At 41.0% G+C, this 19,685-nt stretch carries 17 protein-coding genes and 1 tRNA gene; 9 read left to right on the top strand and 9 right to left on the bottom strand.

Annotated elements, in window-relative coordinates:
* Nucleotides 1–91: 91 nt before the first annotated feature.
* Nucleotides 92–2,884: a ribonucleoside-diphosphate reductase subunit alpha gene (locus CYCME_RS08205; RefSeq protein ID WP_020932739.1), complete on the top strand. Its 2,793-nt coding sequence runs from the start codon at nt 92–94 to the stop codon at nt 2,882–2,884.
* A gap of 35 nt (nt 2,885–2,919) precedes the next feature.
* Nucleotides 2,920–4,029, top strand: coding sequence for a ribonucleotide-diphosphate reductase subunit beta (locus CYCME_RS08210; RefSeq protein ID WP_015005728.1), 1,110 nt, complete (start codon nt 2,920–2,922; stop codon nt 4,027–4,029).
* Nucleotides 4,030–4,140: 111 nt separating this feature from the next.
* On the opposite strand, the gene CYCME_RS08215 is transcribed toward CYCME_RS08210, so the two are convergent.
* Nucleotides 4,141–4,809, bottom strand: coding sequence for a DUF502 domain-containing protein (locus CYCME_RS08215; protein ID WP_223253178.1), 669 nt, complete (start codon nt 4,807–4,809; stop codon nt 4,141–4,143).
* Nucleotides 4,810–4,811: 2 nt separating this feature from the next.
* On the opposite strand from CYCME_RS08215, the gene CYCME_RS08220 reads away from it, so the two are divergent.
* The 5 genes from CYCME_RS08220 to CYCME_RS08235 all read left to right on the top strand — a co-directional run bounded on the left by CYCME_RS08220 (nt 4,812) and on the right by CYCME_RS08235 (nt 9,352).
* Nucleotides 4,812–7,226 carry a fatty acid cis/trans isomerase gene (locus CYCME_RS08220; RefSeq protein WP_020932741.1) on the top strand — a complete coding sequence of 805 codons (2,415 nt, stop codon included), beginning with the start codon at nt 4,812–4,814 and terminating at the stop codon, nt 7,224–7,226.
* A gap of 239 nt (nt 7,227–7,465) precedes the next feature.
* A complete protein-coding gene (locus CYCME_RS08225) occupies nt 7,466–7,666 on the top strand; it encodes a CsbD family protein (RefSeq protein ID WP_015005725.1) in 201 nt (66 codons plus the stop codon).
* A gap of 78 nt (nt 7,667–7,744) precedes the next feature.
* Nucleotides 7,745–7,909 (top strand): DUF1328 domain-containing protein, encoded by a 165-nt coding sequence (locus CYCME_RS12960; RefSeq protein WP_016389497.1) that lies wholly within the window; start codon nt 7,745–7,747, stop codon nt 7,907–7,909.
* Between the two features lie 130 nt (nt 7,910–8,039).
* The gene (locus tag CYCME_RS13100) at nt 8,040–8,216 is read left to right on the top strand and encodes a hypothetical protein (protein WP_015005723.1); all 177 of its coding nucleotides are present in this window, start codon (nt 8,040–8,042) and stop codon (nt 8,214–8,216) included.
* Nucleotides 8,217–8,626: 410 nt separating this feature from the next.
* Entirely contained in the window at nt 8,627–9,352 is a 726-nt protein-coding gene (locus tag CYCME_RS08235; RefSeq protein ID WP_020932742.1) for a Crp/Fnr family transcriptional regulator, read from the top strand.
* 26 nt (nt 9,353–9,378) lie between these two features.
* Here CYCME_RS08235 and CYCME_RS08240 read toward each other — a convergent pair whose 3' ends face one another.
* From CYCME_RS08240 to CYCME_RS08280, 8 genes are all read right to left on the bottom strand, one after another.
* On the bottom strand, nt 9,379–9,567 hold the full coding sequence (locus CYCME_RS08240; RefSeq protein ID WP_020932743.1) for a hypothetical protein: 189 nt from the start codon (nt 9,565–9,567) through the stop codon (nt 9,379–9,381).
* A gap of 117 nt (nt 9,568–9,684) precedes the next feature.
* Nucleotides 9,685–10,811 (bottom strand): IS3 family transposase gene (locus CYCME_RS08245; protein ID WP_420480295.1). Its coding sequence is split into 2 segments (ribosomal slippage): nt 9,685–10,544 and nt 10,544–10,811, totalling 1,128 coding nucleotides; the frame shifts between segments, so codons are not numbered across the junction.
* A 314-nt stretch (nt 10,812–11,125) separates the two neighbouring features.
* Nucleotides 11,126–11,596, bottom strand: coding sequence for a bifunctional diaminohydroxyphosphoribosylaminopyrimidine deaminase/5-amino-6-(5-phosphoribosylamino)uracil reductase RibD (locus CYCME_RS08255; RefSeq protein WP_020932744.1), 471 nt, complete (start codon nt 11,594–11,596; stop codon nt 11,126–11,128).
* A gap of 94 nt (nt 11,597–11,690) precedes the next feature.
* Complete coding sequence (locus tag CYCME_RS08260) at nt 11,691–13,181, bottom strand: hypothetical protein (RefSeq protein WP_020932745.1); 1,491 nt, start codon at nt 13,179–13,181, stop codon at nt 11,691–11,693.
* A 223-nt stretch (nt 13,182–13,404) separates the two neighbouring features.
* Nucleotides 13,405–14,106, bottom strand: coding sequence for a ribonucleotide reductase subunit alpha (locus tag CYCME_RS08265; RefSeq protein WP_015005706.1), 702 nt, complete (start codon nt 14,104–14,106; stop codon nt 13,405–13,407).
* A 28-nt stretch (nt 14,107–14,134) separates the two neighbouring features.
* Complete coding sequence (locus tag CYCME_RS08270) at nt 14,135–16,288, bottom strand: adenosylcobalamin-dependent ribonucleoside-diphosphate reductase (protein ID WP_020932746.1); 2,154 nt, start codon at nt 16,286–16,288, stop codon at nt 14,135–14,137.
* 282 nt (nt 16,289–16,570) lie between these two features.
* Nucleotides 16,571–16,647, bottom strand: a tRNA-Arg gene (locus CYCME_RS08275).
* A 195-nt stretch (nt 16,648–16,842) separates the two neighbouring features.
* Nucleotides 16,843–17,343: a MarR family winged helix-turn-helix transcriptional regulator gene (locus CYCME_RS08280; protein ID WP_015005704.1), complete on the bottom strand. Its 501-nt coding sequence runs from the start codon at nt 17,341–17,343 to the stop codon at nt 16,843–16,845.
* Between the two features lie 467 nt (nt 17,344–17,810).
* Here CYCME_RS08280 and ectA point away from each other — a divergent pair, with 467 nt between their 5' ends.
* Nucleotides 17,811–18,329, top strand: a complete 519-nt coding sequence (gene ectA / locus CYCME_RS08285) for a diaminobutyrate acetyltransferase (RefSeq protein WP_020932747.1) — start codon at nt 17,811–17,813, stop codon at nt 18,327–18,329.
* The gene (ectB, locus tag CYCME_RS08290; RefSeq protein ID WP_020932748.1) at nt 18,326–19,618 is read left to right on the top strand and encodes a diaminobutyrate--2-oxoglutarate transaminase; all 1,293 of its coding nucleotides are present in this window, start codon (nt 18,326–18,328) and stop codon (nt 19,616–19,618) included. Before ectA ends, ectB begins: the two co-directional genes overlap by 4 nt.
* Nucleotides 19,619–19,685 lie beyond the last annotated feature (67 nt).

The following is a 19,685-nucleotide window of genomic DNA, read 5'->3' on the forward strand; positions in this document are numbered from 1 at the left end:
TGTAATCAGTGATGTATCAGCCCCGTATTGATATCACTTTTTCCCATTGTTGCCTCGAGGTTTGCCTAATAATCAACCTGAGGATTTAACAATGAACGATCTTTCTGTCGCTTTAACAACAGATCATCCAGCAGCTGCGCAAGCTGTCAACTATCAAGTTATTCGCCGCAACGGGCAACTAACCCAATTCGATGTTAATAAAATTTATATTGCCATCAGTAAAGCCTTATTGGCGGTAGAAGGTGAACATACACAACAATCTAGTCATATTCACGATCTTGCCACTCAACTAAGCAGCCAAGTACAACAGGCTATTGTTAGGCATCTATCGATAAGTGACACCATTCATATCGAAAGCATACAAGACCAAGTGGAATTAGCACTGATGCGCGCCGATTTGCATAAGGTAGCCCGTGCCTATGTTTTGTATCGTGAACAACGATCCGCTGAACGCTCTGCCGAAGAAACAGCTGAACAATCCAGCTGGCAAATTAGCATCCAGCAAGTTGACCAGTCCCTCCAGCCATTTAACGAAGAATCGCTGAGCGACTTAATATCAGAGTGCGCCGAAGGGCTTAATGATATTTCAGTCGAACGAGTAATCAACGAAATTAAAAATAACCTTTTTGATGAAATGCCCGAGTCCGCCTTCCAACAAGCCATTGTTATGGGTGCCAGAGGCTTGATTGACACAGACCCCGACTATAGCCAATTGGCAGCAAGGTTGCTGCTTAATAATTTACGCACCGAGGCATTAAGTTTTACTCACCAACAAACCACCAGCCGAAGCCAAGCGGAGATGCTCACCCACTATCCTGAGTATTTCAAAGCGTATATCAACAAAGCCGTTTCATTAAACTTATTAGATGAAGAATTATCAAGATTCGACCTAGATAAGCTAGCCGAAGCGCTACAAAGTGAGCGTGATTTTAATTTTAGTTACCTTGGTTTACAAACACTCTACGACCGTTATTTCATTCACACAAAAGACACCCGTTTTGAGTTACCACAAGCCTTTTTTATGCGCGTGGCAATGGGCTTAGCAATTAATGAGGTTGAGCGAGAAGAACGAGCGATTGAGTTTTATCAATTACTCTCATCTTTTGACTTTATGAGTTCGACACCAACCTTATTCAATGCGGGAACACCAAGGCCACAACTGTCCAGCTGCTACCTCACCACCGTTAACGATGATTTGGCCGATATTTACTCTTCTTTCAGAGATAACGCCTTACTCTCTAAATATGCCGGTGGGCTAGGCAATGATTGGACGCAAGTTCGTGCCTTAGGCGCTGAGATCAAAGGAACCAATGGCCAATCTCAAGGAGTGATTCCCTTTTTAAAAGTCGCCAATGACACCGCGGTTGCGGTTAATCAAGGTGGCAAACGTAAAGGGGCTGTTTGTGCCTACCTTGAAACATGGCATATTGATATTGAAGCCTTTTTAGAGCTTCGAAAAAACACCGGTGATGAGCGCCGCCGCACCCACGATATGAACACCGCTAACTGGATCCCTGATCTATTTATGCAACGCGTTATCGAACAAGATGATTGGACTCTTTTTTCACCCGACGAAGTGCCCCACCTTCATGCCTTAACTGGTGAAGCCTTTAAAAAGGCGTACCAGCTGTGCGAGCAGAAAGCTCAGCAAGGCGAGATAAAATTACATAAAACCATCAAAGCAGTAGATCTTTGGCGAAAAATGCTGGGCATGTTATTTGAAACCGGTCACCCTTGGATTACCTTTAAAGACCCTTGTAACATTCGCTATACCAATCAGCATGTCGGTGTTGTTAACAGCTCGAATCTTTGTACCGAAATCACCTTACATACCAGTGAGCAAGAAATTGCTGTTTGCAATTTGGGTTCTATCAATCTACCCGCCCATCTACAGGGTAACGAACTGGATCTTGTACATTTAGAAAAAACAATTACCACCGCCATGCGAATGCTCGATAACGTGATTGATTACAATTATTACAGTGTCCCGCAAGCGCGCAACTCAAACTTAAAGCATCGCCCAGTTGGCCTGGGCATAATGGGCTTTCAAGACAGTTTACAACAATTAAAAATACCCTACAGCAGTGAACAAGCGGTTGAGTTTGCTGATAAATCAATGGAGTTAATCAGCTATTACGCCATTAGCGCCTCCTGTAAGTTAGCCGCTGAACGGGGTTCCTACCCTAGTTTCAAAGGCTCTTTATGGAGCAAAGGCATTTTACCGATTGACTCATTAAAAACGCTGGCTGAGCTGCGTGGCCAGTATTTACAAGTTGACCAAAGTCAAACCCTAGACTGGGACAGCTTACGCCAGCAAGTAATGAACACAGGTATGCGAAATAGTAACTGTTTGGCGATTGCACCAACGGCCACGATCTCAAATATTTGCGGCGTTTCGCAATCTATCGAGCCAACCTATCAAAACATGTTTGTTAAATCTAATCTGTCTGGTGAGTTTACTGTTATCAATACTCATTTGGTGGCTGATCTCAAAGAGCTTGGCCTGTGGGATGAGGTCATGATTAATGACTTAAAGTACTACGACGGTTCTGTGCAACACATTGAACGTGTACCTGAAGCACTTAAAGCCCTTTATGCAACAGCATTTGAAATAGATTCGCGCTGGCTCATTGAAGCGGCTGGGCGGCGACAAAAATGGCTTGATCAATCACAAAGTCTCAACCTTTATATGGCTGAAGCATCAGGCCAAAAACTCGATAGTCTCTACATGCTCGCTTGGGCAAGAGGCCTAAAGTGTACCTATTATTTGCGCTCCATAGGGGCGACCCATATGGAACAAAATGATAATCATAACGACGCGACGTCCGAACAAGCACCGCAGGTCTGCTCTATCTTAGACCCTGATTGTGATGCCTGCCAGTAGGCCATCACCTAACATGTAAATTAAGAGGAATTATGATGCTAAATTGGAATGATCCATTTGCGAAAAACTCAAGCAAAGAAAACACATCAAGCAACAAACCCACTGTCAACCAAGCGCAAGCTGCTACGTCTTCACGGCCAGCTAACTCGCCAATTAACCCAGAAGATAAACGGGTAATTAATGGCATGGCTGACATTAACCAACTGGCCCCCTTTAAATATCACTGGGCATGGAATTACTTTATCAATGCGAATAAAAATCATTGGACACCGTTAGATGTCAATATGACTCAAGATATTCATGATTATCAACATAAACTAACGCCCGAAGAGCGCCATGTTTATGAAAATGTTTTAGCTTACCTGACCACCTCGGACATTCTCGCCATGAGAAATATCGGATTGGCGGTGATGGAAAAGATGAGTGCGCCCGAGCTACAAATTTATCAGGCTCGACAAGTGTATGAAGAAGCTATGCACACATGGACCTACCAACATTGCATAGAAACCATTGGGCTTGACCAATCGGAGATTTACAACCGCTATCGCGTTGTGCCGCAAATACATCATAAAATTCAATTGTGTAATCAACGGCTGGGCTCAATTATGCGCCCCGACATTGATTTAACGAATAAAGATGAACTGCAAAACTTTGTCATGGCGTATTTCTTTTTTGCTGCCATTTTTGAAGGAACTTGGTTTTATAACGGCTTTAGCCCCATTTTTGCCTTACAACGGCGTGGTTTAATGAAGGGAACTGCCGAGCAACTTCAATATATTATGCGCGATGAAGTCATGCACTGCTCTTTTGGTCTGCGCGTTATCAAACAAATTTTAATTGAAGAAAATATCCAGTTAGACCCACAGGCAGTACAAGCACTTTGGGAGGAAGCTGAAGCCGCCGAGCTTGACTATGCCAACTACCTGCTAGAGAAGCCCATTTTAGGCTACAACAAAGCTGACCATATTGAGCAGTTTCGCTTTATTGCCAACCGACGCTCACGCACCTTGGCATTAAAAGAGCCCTTTCCAGGCGCAAAAAACACCCTAGCATGGTTAGATGAGCAAGCTAATTTGCGTAAAGAAAAAAACTTCTTTGAAACACGCGTGACCGAATATCAAACTGGTGGTGCATTAAATTGGTAAATTAAAAATCGTCTTATAAAGGTGTTATCAATAAAAGGTTTGCCGACAATGATAGTTGCGGCAAACCTTCACCCTTAGATAAAAACACACTTGATTGATGCTTTTTATAAACTATGGAGCTGTTTTCTTTTTAGACAAGCCGGCTGTCAATACTTGGCGCATAGCATCTTCTACAGACATATCGATGAGCTGAATATTCTCTTTTGATATATACACAGTAAACCCGCCTATTTGGTAGCTCATGGGTAGATAGACGGCCACTTTATCATCAGGCATATCAACACCAGGAAGCTCACCTGCCTCACTGACCATAAACCCGATTAATTGCATATTATTAATGCTAACCATCACCACTTTTTTAAGCTCTTTTTGCTCGCCTGATGGTGAAAAATAGTGCATAAAGTCGCGAAGTGCGCCATACACTGACTTTATCAATGGAATTCTTTCTAACAGTTTCTCACCAAGTCCAAATACCCACTTAAAGATCCAAGCATTAACCAATAAACCGACACAAAACAAAAAGCAAATACCGACTAACAAACCGATGCCAGGCACGTAATATTGCTCGGGGATAATGAACATAATTAAAGGACTCACCGTTTTTTCTATTGTCGTCACCAGCCAATAAAAAAAGTACAGAGTGAACAGTGCAGGAAAAACAGCAACACTGCCTTTCAGTAATATCGTCCATAATTTTTTCATAATTAAATTTTCAGTCAGCGATTGTCGAGTAAACTTGTTGGTCTTTAAGGTAATCAACATTATGTAGTAATTTTTCACTCATGCATACAAACACCATTCGTAACAAAAACCTGAACTTTATGGTTTTCTTTTCACTCGTTTTAGTTCTTGCAGCCTGTGAAAAAGACAATAGAACGGCCCCAAGGGTTATCGGCAAACATCAAACCTTCGATTACCACAGCGACATTAAACCTATTCTTGAAAAGAAATGTATTGCTTGTCATGCTTGTTATGACGCTCCTTGTCAACTAAAAATGCAGTCACCTGATGGCCTTGAGCGTGGAGCAACAAAGCAATCGGTGTACGATGCTACCCGTTTAAATGATGCTAGCCCTACTCGATTATCAATCGATGCTCAAAGTGCAAAAGAATGGCGAGAAAAAGGCTTTTTTTCTGTGTTAGAAAAACGTCTACAACACGGGGGAGAGAATAATAATCAGTCCTTGTTTAAAAACATGATTGATTTAGCCTTACAAAACCCGCTAACACCTAATCAGCCGATCCCAAAAAATATTCAACTTGGCTTAAAACGAGAGAATACCTGCCCTGCTCCCGGTGAGTTTTCTGACTACGCAAAAAACAACCCACATGGAGGAATGCCGCTAGCTGTTGCCGGTCTAAATGAAAGCGAGGCACAGACCTTAAGCACTTGGCTTAGTGAGGGCGCTAAAATCGTCACAAAGAACATCGATATTTCACCAGAACATCAGGCAATGATTGTCCAGTGGGAAACTTGGTTAAACAGTAACGATAAACGTACAGCATTGGTAGCACGCTATTTATATGAACACCTTTTCTTAGGCCATTTATATTTCGATCAAGTCAACCAATCTGCCGGTAACTCACCCAACGCAGGCATACAGTTTTATTCACTGGTGAGATCTTATACTCCCAGCGGTCAAAAAATTATGCCTGTTAATACAGCAAGGCCGTTTGACGATGTAAATCAGGCTTTTTATTATCGTTTAAAAGCTATTGAAGAAACCATTGTGCATAAAACCCATATTCCATATAGGTTTGATCAACAACGCTTAAAACACTTTAAACAATTATTCATGACTCCTGGGTGGTCTGTCGACAAACTTCCCGGCTATTCTTATTTAGAAAGGTCAAACCCTTTTATCACTTATCAGGCTATTCCAGCAAAAGCCCGTTACCGTTTTCTACTAGATAACGCCGAATTTTTTATACGCAACTTTATTCGCGGCCCAGTCTGCCGAGGGCAAATAGCAACCAATGTTATCCGTGACCAATTTTGGGTTATGTTTGAAAACCCAAAACATGAGGTCTACACCAATAACCCTGATTACCAACATGCAATGAATCCTTACTTAGGGCTGCCAGGTGAAAAAACATCCTTACTGGATTTTGGTAGCCAATGGATGAAATATGAGACCAAACGAAACCAATATATAGGTCAGCGTCAACTCACCTATCAAAAAACATTTCCACAAGGTGCAACCAAGGAACATATATGGAATGGGGAACAGGTCAATGACAATGCTTTCCTTACCGTGTTTCGCCACCACGATAACGCTTCTGTTACAAAGGGATGGAAGGGAGAATTACCATTAACCACGTGGCTAATGGATTACCCCTTACTCGAAAGAACCTATTATGAATTAGTAGTCAGTTTTAATGTGTTTGGTAGCGCTTCTCATCAAACACAAACTCGGCTCTATTTTGATTTAATTCGTAATAGTTCAGAAGTTAATTTCTTGCGCTTAATGCCTGCTGATTACCGAGAACCACTGTATAAAAAATGGTACCCAACCTTCGCCAATATTAAAACCGAGTTTACCTATCATGATATAGATATAGATTCGCCGGTAGCCATTAACTACGAGACAAAAGAGCCTTACTCAGAATTACTTACGTCACAACTAAATGACTACCCAGCATTAAGCAAAGCAAAAGATAGTATTAACCGCTGTGATGCTGAATGTCATGAAGCAGCCAGCCTTAAAAAAGAAACGTTCGAACATCAAGGTACTCAAATAAACCAGTTACTCTCTAAGCTTGCCAGCACCCCTGCTTCGCAATTAAAGGCAATCAACTGGTTACCAGAAATCAGCTTTATTAAAATTGAACAGCTAGACGGTCAGTTTTTGTCTTACAGCATGTTAAAAAACCGTCGTCACAGTAGTGTCTCCTTTATTTTAGGTGAATCTTTAAGGCACCAAGATCAGCAAGATACCTTAGCTATTTTCCCTGAATTAATTGGCAGCTACCCTAACCTAATGTTTGTTATTAGCATCAAAGAGCTAAATGATTTTGTTTTTGCCTTATCTCAAGCAGACACCCCTGAGGCATTTGATGCCGTGATTAATAAATGGGGTATTCGACGCATGAATCCAAATTTCTGGAACGTTTTGCATGATTTCACCACATCACTTAATACTAAGCGGCCATTAGAATCAGGAATATATGACATAAATCGTTATGGGCGATGGTAGGTATGATGAATGCCAACCTAAAAATAGCCTGACACCCTATTTACCTGAAAAATAAACACATGTCATTGTTTTTAAAGAGCACCCAAGCTCACTATCTGCATACCGACAAGCTTCTTAGCCAAAGATAGAAAACTTTAATCTGCTTTAAAGTTTTTCATTTCAAGCCTTGTTATGGTTTAAACCGTAAGTCGAAAAGCACAATATTTTGTGTGTTAGTTTAACTATTAATGGAGTAACAAATGAATACCGATATTTTAAAAGGCAAATGGAAGCAACTCAAAGGTAAGGCGCAACAGCAATGGGGTGAATTAACTGATAAAGACGTAGATATTATTGAAGGCAATACTGAAATACTATCTGGAAAATTGCAAGAACGTTATGGTATTGAAAAAGATGAAGCAGATAGACAAGTTCAGGCCTGGTTTAAGAAATACAACTAACTAATCTAAAGGGTTAAGGTTTCTAGCAACTGATCCTTAAAGCTACTCATTAAAGTTTACTTAAAAAAGGAAGCTAATATGTTTAATTGGGCTGTCATATTCTTGATTATAGCTATAGTAGCGGGCGTACTAGGACTTAGCGGTATTGCAGGCACTGCCAGCAATATAGCTTGGATATTATTCGTCGTTGGCATTGTTTTAGCCATTATTTTTATGATTACCGGGCGTAAACCAAAGATATAAATACCTTGGCTAATCATACAATTCGTGAGCCTAAAGGCTAATGAATAAAACTTAGGTGTCACAAAAATCCTAATTTTTGTTAGTATCTTTAGTGCACTACCATTATGAAATAAAAAATATAGGGAGTACGATGAAATTACTACATATGTTTACCATTATTATCACACTTGCATTTGCTATCACGGTGTCAGGTTGTGAGCCAGACGGCCCTGCTGAAAATGCTGGTGAAAAAATCGACAACATGACAGAAGATGCTGCTGAAAGCATCGAAAATGCTGGAGAGAAACTACAAGAGAAAGTTAATTAAAACTGATTTACTCTATCAATAGATAGTGTATTAACCCCACAGTTTTAATTGTTTTTATTTCCAAATACTCTTTAGTATTGGTCTAATCGTTAGGCTTGCTACGGTAAGCCTAACGATCTAGACACACTAAGTACTTATTATTTCCACTTTTAAGTCGCTCAGCTTATTCTAGCGCCGCAGTAATAAACCTCTTTTTTGCGTTATAAGCCATCGCTTCATAAAGCGCGTCATTATTGTCAGCTAACGCACTTGTTCCATTATCCTTTCCCACACCTTCTTAAAAGACTTTAACCGGCATACTGATGAAAGGTGTAATATGATCAAGGCTTATCGTTTATGTCATTGGTTCTTAACATCATTGATATCATTAAACGTTAAACAACACCTCACTCAAAAACAAGCAGGCCATCATGAGTTGTTTAGTTTCACGACTACGTTACTACCTAGACATCAGTGAAGATGATGAAAAGCTAGTTTTAGAACTTGAAAAACAAGAGGTTAATTACAAAGCACGTAGAACGCTTAATTTACAACAACAAAAAAACAATTTGTTTATATTAAAGCGTGGCTGGCTCTATCGTTATGCTGACTTACAGGACGGCAGACGACAGGTATTACGTGTTCATTACCCTGGTGATATTATCGGGCTTACTGATATTGCCATGTGCGAAACATTCGGTGACCTTGCAACTGCCACAGACGTTACCTTGTGCCCTTTTCAAAAAAAGCACCTTGATAAGGTCTTTATCCAGTCCCCAAGGTTAACGGCACTCATTTTTAGCTTAGGCATGTTAGAAGAAGCTATTTTACTAGACAGAATAACCATGATAGCCAGGAACAACGCCGTCAACCGCGTGGCAAACTACATGCTTGAGCTATACTCAAGACAAAAAATCCATACCAATAACACGGTATTTACAACCTTCAATATGCCGTTAACTCAAGATGTTATTGCAGACGCATTAGGCTTAACAAATGTCAGTGTCAGCAATGCATTTGCGCAATTAAAACAAGAAAATAAAATCCTTAACCATCGAAAAAGAATAACTATCTTAGATCCGGACAAGCTCAAGAAGGACCTGAATTTTATCGATCGTTTTTTTGAAATTGACACCAGCTGGTTTCCAAACGCATAAAGGGCAGGAAATATAGTGTAATAAGGTTAAGTTAGCAGTGTAGATTCTTTTGTATTCAACGACACATTAATCACATCGTATAACTCTTTAATATCTTCCTTATCTTTTAGAGCAATGACATCATCGGTATTAACTGAGGAGATGGCTTCAGCTTGAACCTTCAACGCCTCCATATGCTCTTTGGTTTGAGATTGTAGAATTAACTTATTCAACATTTGTAATAAACAGATTACAACCGCAATGTCATTTTTACCATGCTGACGAATTTGGTCGAATGAAGAAGTGGTTCCACTAATTAGGACAACCTGCTTAGGAGTTATTTTCCCAGTTAATCATGCCGCGATTAACGGCATGATGGTTTCATAATATACCTGATCGGGTGTTGCCTTTAAAGTTTGGTGTTTGCGTTGTTGATTGTAGTAATTTACCCATTTTCCTAATGATGATCTGGCATGCGTCATCGACTCATATGCATTGAGATACACATCTTCATATTTCACGCTACGCCATAAACGTTCAACAAACACATTATCGCGCCAAGCGCCTTTACCATCCATACTGATTCTAATTTGGTGGTGTTTTAACACCTGTGTAAATTCACCACTGGTGTACTGGCTGCCTTGATCTGAATTAAAGATATCAGGGCAACCATAGTGGTGAATGGCTTCTTCAAGGGCATCTATACAAAAACTCACGTCCATACTGTTTGATAGTCGCCAGCTTAATACCTTTCGGCTGTGCCAGTCCATGATCACTGTGAGGTAGCTAAACCCTTTATCCATCGGAATGTAGGTGATGTCCGTTGCCCAAACTTGATTAGGTTGGTTAATACTCATGTTTCTGAGCAAGTATGGGTAGACTTTATGGTCAGGGTTACGTTTAGTGGTTCGTGGTTTTGGATAAACTGCTTGAATACCCATTAACTGCATCAAACGAATAACACGGTTACGCCCAATACGATCACCACCTTCTTTTAGGGTGTCGGTAAGCCTTCGTGAGCCTAAAAATGGTTTATCCAGATGAAGCTTATCAATTTTCCTCATCGTCGCCTGATCATCGTCTGAGATGGGCTTTGCACGGTAATACGTACTTGATCGATGAATATTGAGTAGTTGGCATTGCCGGGTACGTGACAACACGGAGTTTGGATTAATCATGACCTTTCTGTGCGCCCGGTCTAATGATCGAGCGCTTTGGACAAAAAATCATTCTCCATTGTCAACTGGCCTATCTTAGCCTGTAGACTTTGTATTTCAGCTTCTCTATCTGGCGCTAAACCTTTACCTGAAGCAAAGACTTCACTGCTTTGTGTTAATAGTAGTTTCTTCCACTTAACAATTAAGTTGCTATTAATCCCGTACCGCTGGGATAATTCAGACAGTGTTTGGTCGCCTTTTAATGCGGCTAATGCTACTTTTGATTTAAATTCTGGTGAATGGTTACGTCTTTTTCTGCTCATCTTCTGTGTCCTCTATTTAAATAATAATACAGAAAATAACTCCTTAACTAACGGCTTTTACTGTCCTAATGAGCGGAACCGCTTCATATTTCATCACGAAGTAATATTGAGTTTACTTATTAGTAATACGTTATCTTTGGGCCGTTGAAGCTTATACCCCGTACCCTAGTGATGTGGGTTAGATCATAAGGCGCGACTAAGAAACCAAGAGCTTAGAGTTGTTACCACGAACGAAAACGTGCTGGGGTTTATCCATTACAACACAACGAAGTAATTACGCCATGATAAAGCCCTTTTAATCACAACGTCTGGACTTAAACTAGCCCCCTTTTAAAATCAATCGAGTCTGACCCCATTGATTTCGACTTACCTAAATATGGCTTTAGAAAACGGGCAACTTGCTCTTCACAAAGGCCAACGCCTACTTCAATACCATTTTGTTTGAGAATTGAAATACCTTTACCACTATTACGCTCGTCTGGGTCAACTAATGCGACAACAACATGCTTTATACCCGACTTCACCAACGTATCTGCACAAGCAGGAGTTCGACCAACAAAAGAGCAAGGCTCTAAGGTCACATAAGCTGTAACACCATCCATTGAACCTTTGTACGCACTTAGTGCTTCGACTTCAGCGTGGTTTCCACCAATGACTTGTGTAAAACCTTCAGATACGACGAGGTTATCTTTGACTAAGACGCAGCCAACCGGCGGGTTTGGAACACAATCAGGTAATGCTTTCCTAGATACTTCCAACGCTCTAAGCATATATTTTTCTGACATTTTTCCGTATTCCTCATTCGGGCATATAACGCCCTGCATAACGGGCCGGTTTGGAGCGCAGCGGAAAACCGGTCCCGTTGATGCGCTGGTTAAATCATTTTCGGCGCCGGTTCTTTCGCCTTGCGCCCTTTTGACTGTTTCTTTTCTTTTTTCGTTCTTTTTCTTTTTGTCGCTTTGCGCCGTCATCAGTGATTTTTCTTTTTACCGGATATTGGTAGTGCCTCTCGCTTTTCTCTATTACATTACTTTCTTTAAACAGCCCAAGTTTTTCACGCACGTCTCGCGCTTCCGCGTAGTCACCTTCAGACCAAGTATCTGTATCAATGTATATCATATCTTCACTACCGCCATTTGAACCGGGGGGATCGGTGGCGACTCCAGCCACGACTCTCCGTTCAGGCTTTAGCAGCTTTGCGGACTGACAGTATGCGATTAAAAGTCCAGCTCGAAATTCTCGATATTCCTGGTAGGACTCGAAATGTCCGGAAACAGGTAGTACTAGCCAGACATACATGGTCTCAGGATTGGTTGGGGATAGCAGGAGACGGACGCCCCTCTCGTTTGGATTTAAAGACCTAATTTTTTCGTGTATCGAATCTGCTAAAATTCGACGTCCAACTCTCGACTCGGAAGCAAACTCCCTAATGCCAAGGGTAACCGAGTCGAAGTCTTCAGCGTTACTGAAGTGCCACGTATTGTTTTTCGCATGCTTACCGAAATACTCAATGAATCCGTCAATAAAGTAAGAAGAGGCGTCAAGCTCTTTGCCTTTCTTATATTGAGGTAAATCCTTTATCTCGTCATAGACGCCCTCATTCACAACAATGAGGTCCTCGTCGTTAACATAGAAACCGGGGTCACGATCCTTGTTCGATTGCGATAAATAAAACCCTAGAAGATCCTCTTCACCTGCCGAAATACCTAAACGGCCCGACGAAACTAATGTCTCCTTATCAGATAGATAACTAGTAAAATCGTAAACTGTATCAAGCTCTCGCATCAAAGTATCTAGTGCTAAATCGTCTAGCACATGAACGAAGCCTTTCTCAGGATTTACCGACCCCACTTGGAAAGGAGTTCTCTCCATTTCCTTACCAACTATTGCCGGGTTGAGCATCAATGACCCTGATCCCGAAGCATGTTTTCTAAATCTTTCTACTGCGTTTCTTGAGACCAATATTCGATGAATTCTTATTTGGTCGTCGGAAGGCAATGCAATCGGAAAGGGTTGAGTACATTTACGATCTAAAAAGATTCGATCAGGGTGCTCGCAAATAAACTTTTCGGCACCAAACACTTGTGGAGCGGATTTTAATACTGCCCTTCTTACCCAGCGCCCCCAGTCTACTTCCAAGTTACCGGTATCTTTAAAGGCAATATCTTTGTCAGAGAAAATGATCACGTGTTCTTTGAAAACAACAAGAAGGTCACAAAGTTCTTTACCATCGCCACTGTCGGCTTTCTTCCCTTCGTCTGTGTACAGATTCGGATAACACCAGGGACTTAGGAAGGTATTTTTACCTAGCCAAGCGAGATAACGCTCTGAGGCTGTCACGCCCTGTGCTTCTTCTTGCTCTGCACTCATTGCTTTCCTTCGATTTAACTAGTTATTAAGGGAACTAAAATTTCCCTGTAATTTCTTTACTTATAAGGGCTAAAACTCCTTGTAATACGATAATCAAGACAAAACAGGGCTGTAATTTACGTTATGTCCTATTTCAGCAATCCATCAGAGAATAGGTCAGTTTTTTCCAACCACTATCCAAGCGTTTAATAATAACCAAGGTGTTAATCAGCTTAATTTCAGCCTAGCCACATTTACTATCGCCACAATTCAAACATGTCATACAGCCATCCATTTGGATGGAGGCGGTCACATTACACTTTGTACATAATTGTGAGCCTGCTGGAAATTCGCTAGTGGTTTCATGCTCGGGGGATTTAACCTGTTTTTCTGCTTCAAACTGAGCCCGTTTCTCATCCATGATTTTTTGTTGGTGCTCGCTGATTTCTTCAGTTTTGATCATCCCAATCATTTTTAAATGTGATTCGACTACGTCTCCAATTTCAGCAACGAGCGACGGCATAAACTTACCGCCTTTTTTAAAGTAGCCTCCACTGGGGTCAAATACGGAACGTAGTTCTTCTACTAGGAAGGTGATGTCGCCACCTTTTCTAAACACGGCAGACATAATTCTTGTTAGCGCAACAATCCACTGGAAGTGATCCATGTTTTTAGAGTTGATGAACACCTCAAATGGACGCCGTTGCTCATGATCTGTATCTGGGTTTAATATCAAATCATTAATCGTTATATATAGCGAATGCTCTGATAACGGCGTTTTAATTTTATAGGTTGAACCCAATAACATTTCTGGCCTTTTTAGGCTTTCGTGCATTTGGATGATATTGCTTTTCTCTTCACTCTGAAGAGCGACTTCTTCAACCTTTGGTTCATCGTCTTTTACAACGTCGTAACCGGTGATGGCTTGTGTAATTTTGTGTGTCATTTTTTTCTCCTGTTCGCTGCCGTCAACCTTAAAACTTGCCGTAATAACCTTCTTTTAAGGCATCGTATAAGTTCGCTGCGGTATGTGATTCACCTTCATATTCAACCATCTCGTTACCTTTTACCTCTAACGTCGAGCCGTCTTGAAGCTTAAAACGATATGTTGTGTTTTCTAGGTCTGAGTCTTTTACCAGTACACCTTGAAATACATCTGGATTAAAGCGGAACGTTGTACAGCCCTTTAACCCCTTTTCGTGAGCATAAAGATAGATATCTTTAAAGTCTTCAAAAGGAAATTCTGTCGGCACATTAGCGGTTTTTGAAATAGATGAATCAATCCATTTTTGTGCTGCAGCTTGTATATCCACATGCTGTTTTGGAGTAATGGTTTCTGCCGTTACAAAATAGCTAGGTAGTTTTTCATCTGCCTGCTCTGAATACGGCATGGCTTTTTCATTAATTAATGTGCGGTACGCCAATAATTCAAATGAGAATACATCAACTTTTTCTTTCGCATTACGCCCCTCACGAATAACATTACGTGCATAGTGATGAGCAAAGCTTGGTTCAATGCCATTACTGGCATTATTGGCCAATGATAGAGAAATAGTTCCTGTTGGCGCAATAGAGCTATGGTGAGTAAAGCGCGCACCCGTTTCAGCAAGTTGCTCCACGAGCTCAGGCGCAACAGAGGCTATTTGTTGCATATAACGACTGTACTTTGCATGTAAAACACGGCCTTTTACTGTATCGCCAACCTGATAACCATCGTCCAACATTTCTGGGCGTTTACGCAGCATATCTCCAGTTACTTCAAAGTCCTCATCCATGATGGGTGCAGGCCCTTTTTCTTTAGCCAGTTCTAAACCGGCTTCCCAACCGGTAACCGCTAGTTGCTTACTGACTTCTTCAGTAAATTCAACCGATGCATCTTCACCATAAGGAATACCCATCATTGTTAAGGTTGAACCTAAGCCTAAAAAGCCCATACCATGGCGACGCTTGTGCTCAATTGCTTCACGTTGGCCTTCCAAAGGCAAGCCATTAATCTCTACTACGTTATCCAGCATTCGGGTGAAAATACCGACAGTTTTACGAAACTTTTCCCAGTCGAAAGACGCTTTTGAGGTGAAAGGGTTTAATACAAACTTAGTTAAATTAATGGAGCCTAACAAGCAAGATCCATAGGCCGGTAATGGTTGTTCACCACATGGGTTAGTTGCGCGAATATTTTCGCAAAACCAATTGTTATTCATCTCGTTCACTTTATCGATAAGAATAAACCCAGGTTCAGCATAATCATAAGTAGACGCCATAATAGTTTCCCATAGGCGTTGAGCTTTCACTCGATTATAAATTCGACAGGCAACTAAGCCTACATCATTTACTAGGTAGCCTTTGGTAATAGGCCATTCACGCCATAGCACCTTGTCTTTATCATTTAAATCAATCTCGCCTGACGCCAATTCTTTTTCTGACAAAGGAAACACTAATGGCCAATCGGCATCGTCTTTAACTGCTTGTACAAAGTCGTCTGTAATCAACAACGATAAATTAAACTGACGCAAGCGGCCATCTTCACGCTTTACACGAACAAAGTCGCGCACATCCGGATGAGCAACATCAAAGGTTGCCATTTGTGCACCACGTCGCCCCCCCGCTGATGATACGGTAAAACACATTTTGTCAAAAATATCCATGAACGATAATGGACCCGAGGTATTAGCACCTGCACCGGATACATAGGCACCTTTAGGGCGTAGCGTAGAAAATTCGTAACCAATACCACAACCCGCTTTAAGGGTTAAACCAGCTTCGTGTGTTTTCCTTAAGATATCGTCCATAGAATCAGAAATAGAGCCTGATACAGTACAATTAATAGTCGATGTCGCTGGTTTATAATCACTAGCACCTGCATTGGAAATAATACGCCCTGCTGGAATCGCACCATGTTTTAGAGCCCAGACAAATTGATCATGCCAATATTCTTTCTTATCTGCGTTTTCTTCCACCTCAGCAATTGCTGCTGCAACACGATCATAGGTTTCTTCAATATTGTTATCGACGGGCGAGCCATCCTGTTTTTTTAAACAGTATTTTTTATCCCAGATATCTAACGAGGCCGATTGGAACTCAATCTCAGCGTGATTTTCTTTAATAACTTTCAAGTTGACTGTGCTCATATTTCCCCTATCTATCTTAATGTAATGTTTTCGGGATGCGCTCCCTATTCCCTGTAGAGATAGATTATAAGAAAGCCCATAGAAACACAAGATAGTGTGTAAATAATTTTAATATTAACTATATATTGTATTCCAAACAAAATGAATTAACTGTAAAAATATTTTTATATATCAACCTGTTAGGCCCTATTTACAAATATTGCCTTAAAAAATGAAGGCATTAAAGCGCCCATACTTAATCGGCAGGCACAAAAAAACCCTCCAAAAGGAGGGTTTCATGTATGGCGCGCCTGGAGCGATTCGAACGCCCGACCGCTCGGTTCGTAGCCGAGTACTCTATCCAGCTGAGCTACAGGCGCTTTGAGGTGGCTATTGTATTCGGACTGAACTAAAGGTCAAGCAAAAATCACTAAAGAAAGTTAATTTCTTAAATTAATTAAAGCAGCTCCATAAAAAAACATTAACGTTTAATGAAAAATAAAACAAAGCCGTCAATCATTTATCCCAGCAGAATACTCAATAATAAAGCTCAGGAACCGCAGCCTCATTATTGCTTATACGTCAGATGGGGTTATCGCTGTTCCCTGACGGTCTAAAACACCAAGATCCAATACAGGGGAAGCGTCAATATCTTGTGCATCCATCATCTGAGCAACACGCTGCAAAGAAGAGATAATCATCGTTTGCTCCCATTCATGCAAATGATCAAACTGGCGCGCAAACTGTTCTTGCAGGGGAATTGGGGAGTCTTTTAAAATCTCAATAGCTTGCTCTGTAAGGTAGGCATGCGCTTTTCGCTTATCTGCTTTAGAGCGTTCACGATACACCAGCTGACGCTTTTCCAGTCGATCTAAAATCGTCGTCACCGTTGCTTGACTAAGACTTATTTCACTCGCAAGTTCGCCAATGGTCACTTCGCCTTTATCTCGAATAGTTTGCAGCAACAAAATTTGAGGTGCCGTTAAGCCGGTCGTTTTCGCTAAGTGTTTAGAGTGCAGGTCAGTTGCCCTAATTACACGCCTTAATGCCATCAATACTTCTTGACTGTTATTCAACTGGGCTCCTCTCGATTAATTAATACTCAAGTCCATTATATCTTCGATAATTTTTAATGGTAAAAAAACCAAACCACTAGATAAACGCCTAACCCAAACCATCTACATACTGACCTGCGTATTGTTTTTCCCTTCAACTGGTTAACACCCATGTTTTCAGCTCGCCCATTAGCAGTTAATTTGAATGAATAATTTAAGCCCTTCTGATCAGGATCTCCATTCTCTAAAACCTTAGCGTCAAAATATTCTACTTAATTATCAAGCTCCTAGCCCATTCTTAATTTGATGCATAGGCGGTCAGGTGGAAATCAACTACGATCTCATGCTACAATGTTTAGTGTACTAATGATTAATTAAATAAAATATTAAATTTACAAGGATTTATAGCCAAAAAAAACTAAATTTGCCTTTATTTTTAAATTTTATTAATTAGCACACTAACTAAATATATAGCGTAATAAAAAAATTTGTCATATTCCAAACCTATTTATTTGAGGGAACCGACCCTTGAAGACGGCATGGCCGTTTATCGATTGATCGAAAATTGCCCTCCCCTCGATACCAACTCTAGCTACTGTAATCTGCTTCAATGTGAGCATTTCGCAAGCACCTCTGTCGCAGCAGAAATGAACGATGAAATAGTCGGTTTCATTTCAGGCTACCTACTGCCTAAAAGCCCAAACACTTTGTTTATCTGGCAGGTTGCTGTTAATGAACAGGCCCGTGGGCGGGGGCTTGCTTCACAGATGTTGCTACACATCTTAAACCGCCCTTTTTGTCAGGATGTGCATTACATAGAGACAACTATCACCGAAGATAACAAGCCCTCTTGGCATCTCTTTAAGGCCTTATCAAAAAGTCTAGAGACACAGTTGCAGCATGCCCCATGGATGGACAAGCAAACGCACTTTGACGGCCAACATGATTCTGAGAATTTAGTCCGAATCGGTCCTTTTAACCTTAACCAAACAAACAAATTACTATGAAAATTTTTGATGAAATAGAATCTGAAGTACAAAGCTATGCACGCTCTTTCCCGCGCGTTTTTAATCGCGCTAAAGGAGAGTTTATGTGGGACGAAGAAGGTCGCCAATATTTAGACTTTCTCGCTGGAGCTGGGACCCTTAACTATGGTCATAACAACTCTATATTCAAACACGCGCTGCTTAAATATATTAAAAGCAATGGTATTACCCATGGCTTAGATTTGCATACCAAAGCTAAAGGTGAGTTCCTACAAGCATTTAATGACCATATTTTAAAACCAAGAAATATGGAATACATGGTGCAATTTACCGGCCCTACCGGTACCAATGCTGTTGAAGCAGCAATGAAAATTGCACGTAATGTAACTGGCCAACAAAATATTGTGACTTTTACCAATGGATTTCATGGTGTCAGCTTGGGCTCACTAGCGGCAACAGGCAACTCACATCATAGAGATGCGGCTGGCGTTAGCTTAGTCGGTACCCACCGTATGCCATATGACGGCTACTTAGGTGATAACATCGATACAACAGAATACCTTGATAAAGTGCTGTCCGATTCAAGCAGTGGCATTAACTCCCCTGCTGCGGTAATTGTTGAAACTGTCCAAGGTGAAGGTGGTATTAACGCTGCCAGTATTAAATGGCTGCAAAACCTTCAGACTGTCTGCCGTAAACACAACATCCTGTTAATCGTTGATGATATACAAGCCGGTTGCGGCCGAACAGGCGACTATTTTAGTTTTGAAGAAGCCGGTATCGAACCTGACATTATCACCTTATCCAAATCGCTTGGTGGTTATGGTTTGCCATTTGCAGTAGCGCTGATAAAAGCCGAATTTGATGTCTGGAAACCCGGTGAACACAACGGTACTTTCAGAGGCAATAACCTTGCTTTTGTAACCGCTAAAGCAGCCATTGACCACTATTGGACAAATGATCAATTTTCGCAAGAGATTAAACGCAAAGGCCAGTATGTTTCCGAGCGACTTGAAAACATCGTCAGCCAATATGGTGAAGGTCAGTTTACCGCCAAAGGTCGCGGCATGTTTCAAGGCATTAACTGTGTTAATGGTGACATTGCTGGGAAAATTACACATCACGCCTTCCAAAAAGGGCTCATCATTGAAACCAGTGGTGCAGATGATCAAGTCGTCAAGTTTTTGTGCCCGTTAGTTATCTCTGATGAGAACCTTAAAAAAGGTATTGATATTATTGAAGAAGCTATTCGAGAAGTATGTGAAAAACAAGATATTCCAGAAAAGAATCTGTATTTCGAAGCCAGTTAAGGTTTAACCGCTTTCACTGCTGGCCTAGTGACGTTTAAACGTCCATTTAAACGATAAAAACACAGTA

Source organism: Cycloclasticus zancles 78-ME (assembly GCF_000442595.1).
Classification (GTDB): Bacteria; Pseudomonadota; Gammaproteobacteria; order Methylococcales; family Cycloclasticaceae; genus Cycloclasticus; species Cycloclasticus pugetii.

Coding starts and splice junctions, on each gene's coding strand:
- CYCME_RS12960 (WP_016389497.1), top strand. CDS start 7,745: ATGTTTAATTGGGCTGTCATATTCTTGATTATAGCTATAGTAGCGGGC.
- CYCME_RS08265 (WP_015005706.1), bottom strand. CDS start 14,106: ATGACACACAAAATTACACAAGCCATCACCGGTTACGACGTTGTAAAA.
- CYCME_RS08255 (WP_020932744.1), bottom strand. CDS start 11,596: ATGTCAGAAAAATATATGCTTAGAGCGTTGGAAGTATCTAGGAAAGCA.
- CYCME_RS08270 (WP_020932746.1), bottom strand. CDS start 16,288: ATGAGCACAGTCAACTTGAAAGTTATTAAAGAAAATCACGCTGAGATT.
- CYCME_RS08205 (WP_020932739.1), top strand. CDS start 92: ATGAACGATCTTTCTGTCGCTTTAACAACAGATCATCCAGCAGCTGCG.
- CYCME_RS08220 (WP_020932741.1), top strand. CDS start 4,812: ATGCATACAAACACCATTCGTAACAAAAACCTGAACTTTATGGTTTTC.
- CYCME_RS08225 (WP_015005725.1), top strand. CDS start 7,466: ATGAATACCGATATTTTAAAAGGCAAATGGAAGCAACTCAAAGGTAAG.
- CYCME_RS08210 (WP_015005728.1), top strand. CDS start 2,920: ATGCTAAATTGGAATGATCCATTTGCGAAAAACTCAAGCAAAGAAAAC.
- CYCME_RS08235 (WP_020932742.1), top strand. CDS start 8,627: ATGAGTTGTTTAGTTTCACGACTACGTTACTACCTAGACATCAGTGAA.
- CYCME_RS13100 (WP_015005723.1), top strand. CDS start 8,040: ATGAAATTACTACATATGTTTACCATTATTATCACACTTGCATTTGCT.
- CYCME_RS08260 (WP_020932745.1), bottom strand. CDS start 13,181: ATGAGTGCAGAGCAAGAAGAAGCACAGGGCGTGACAGCCTCAGAGCGT.
- CYCME_RS08240 (WP_020932743.1), bottom strand. CDS start 9,567: ATGTTGAATAAGTTAATTCTACAATCTCAAACCAAAGAGCATATGGAG.
- ectB (WP_020932748.1), top strand. CDS start 18,326: ATGAAAATTTTTGATGAAATAGAATCTGAAGTACAAAGCTATGCACGC.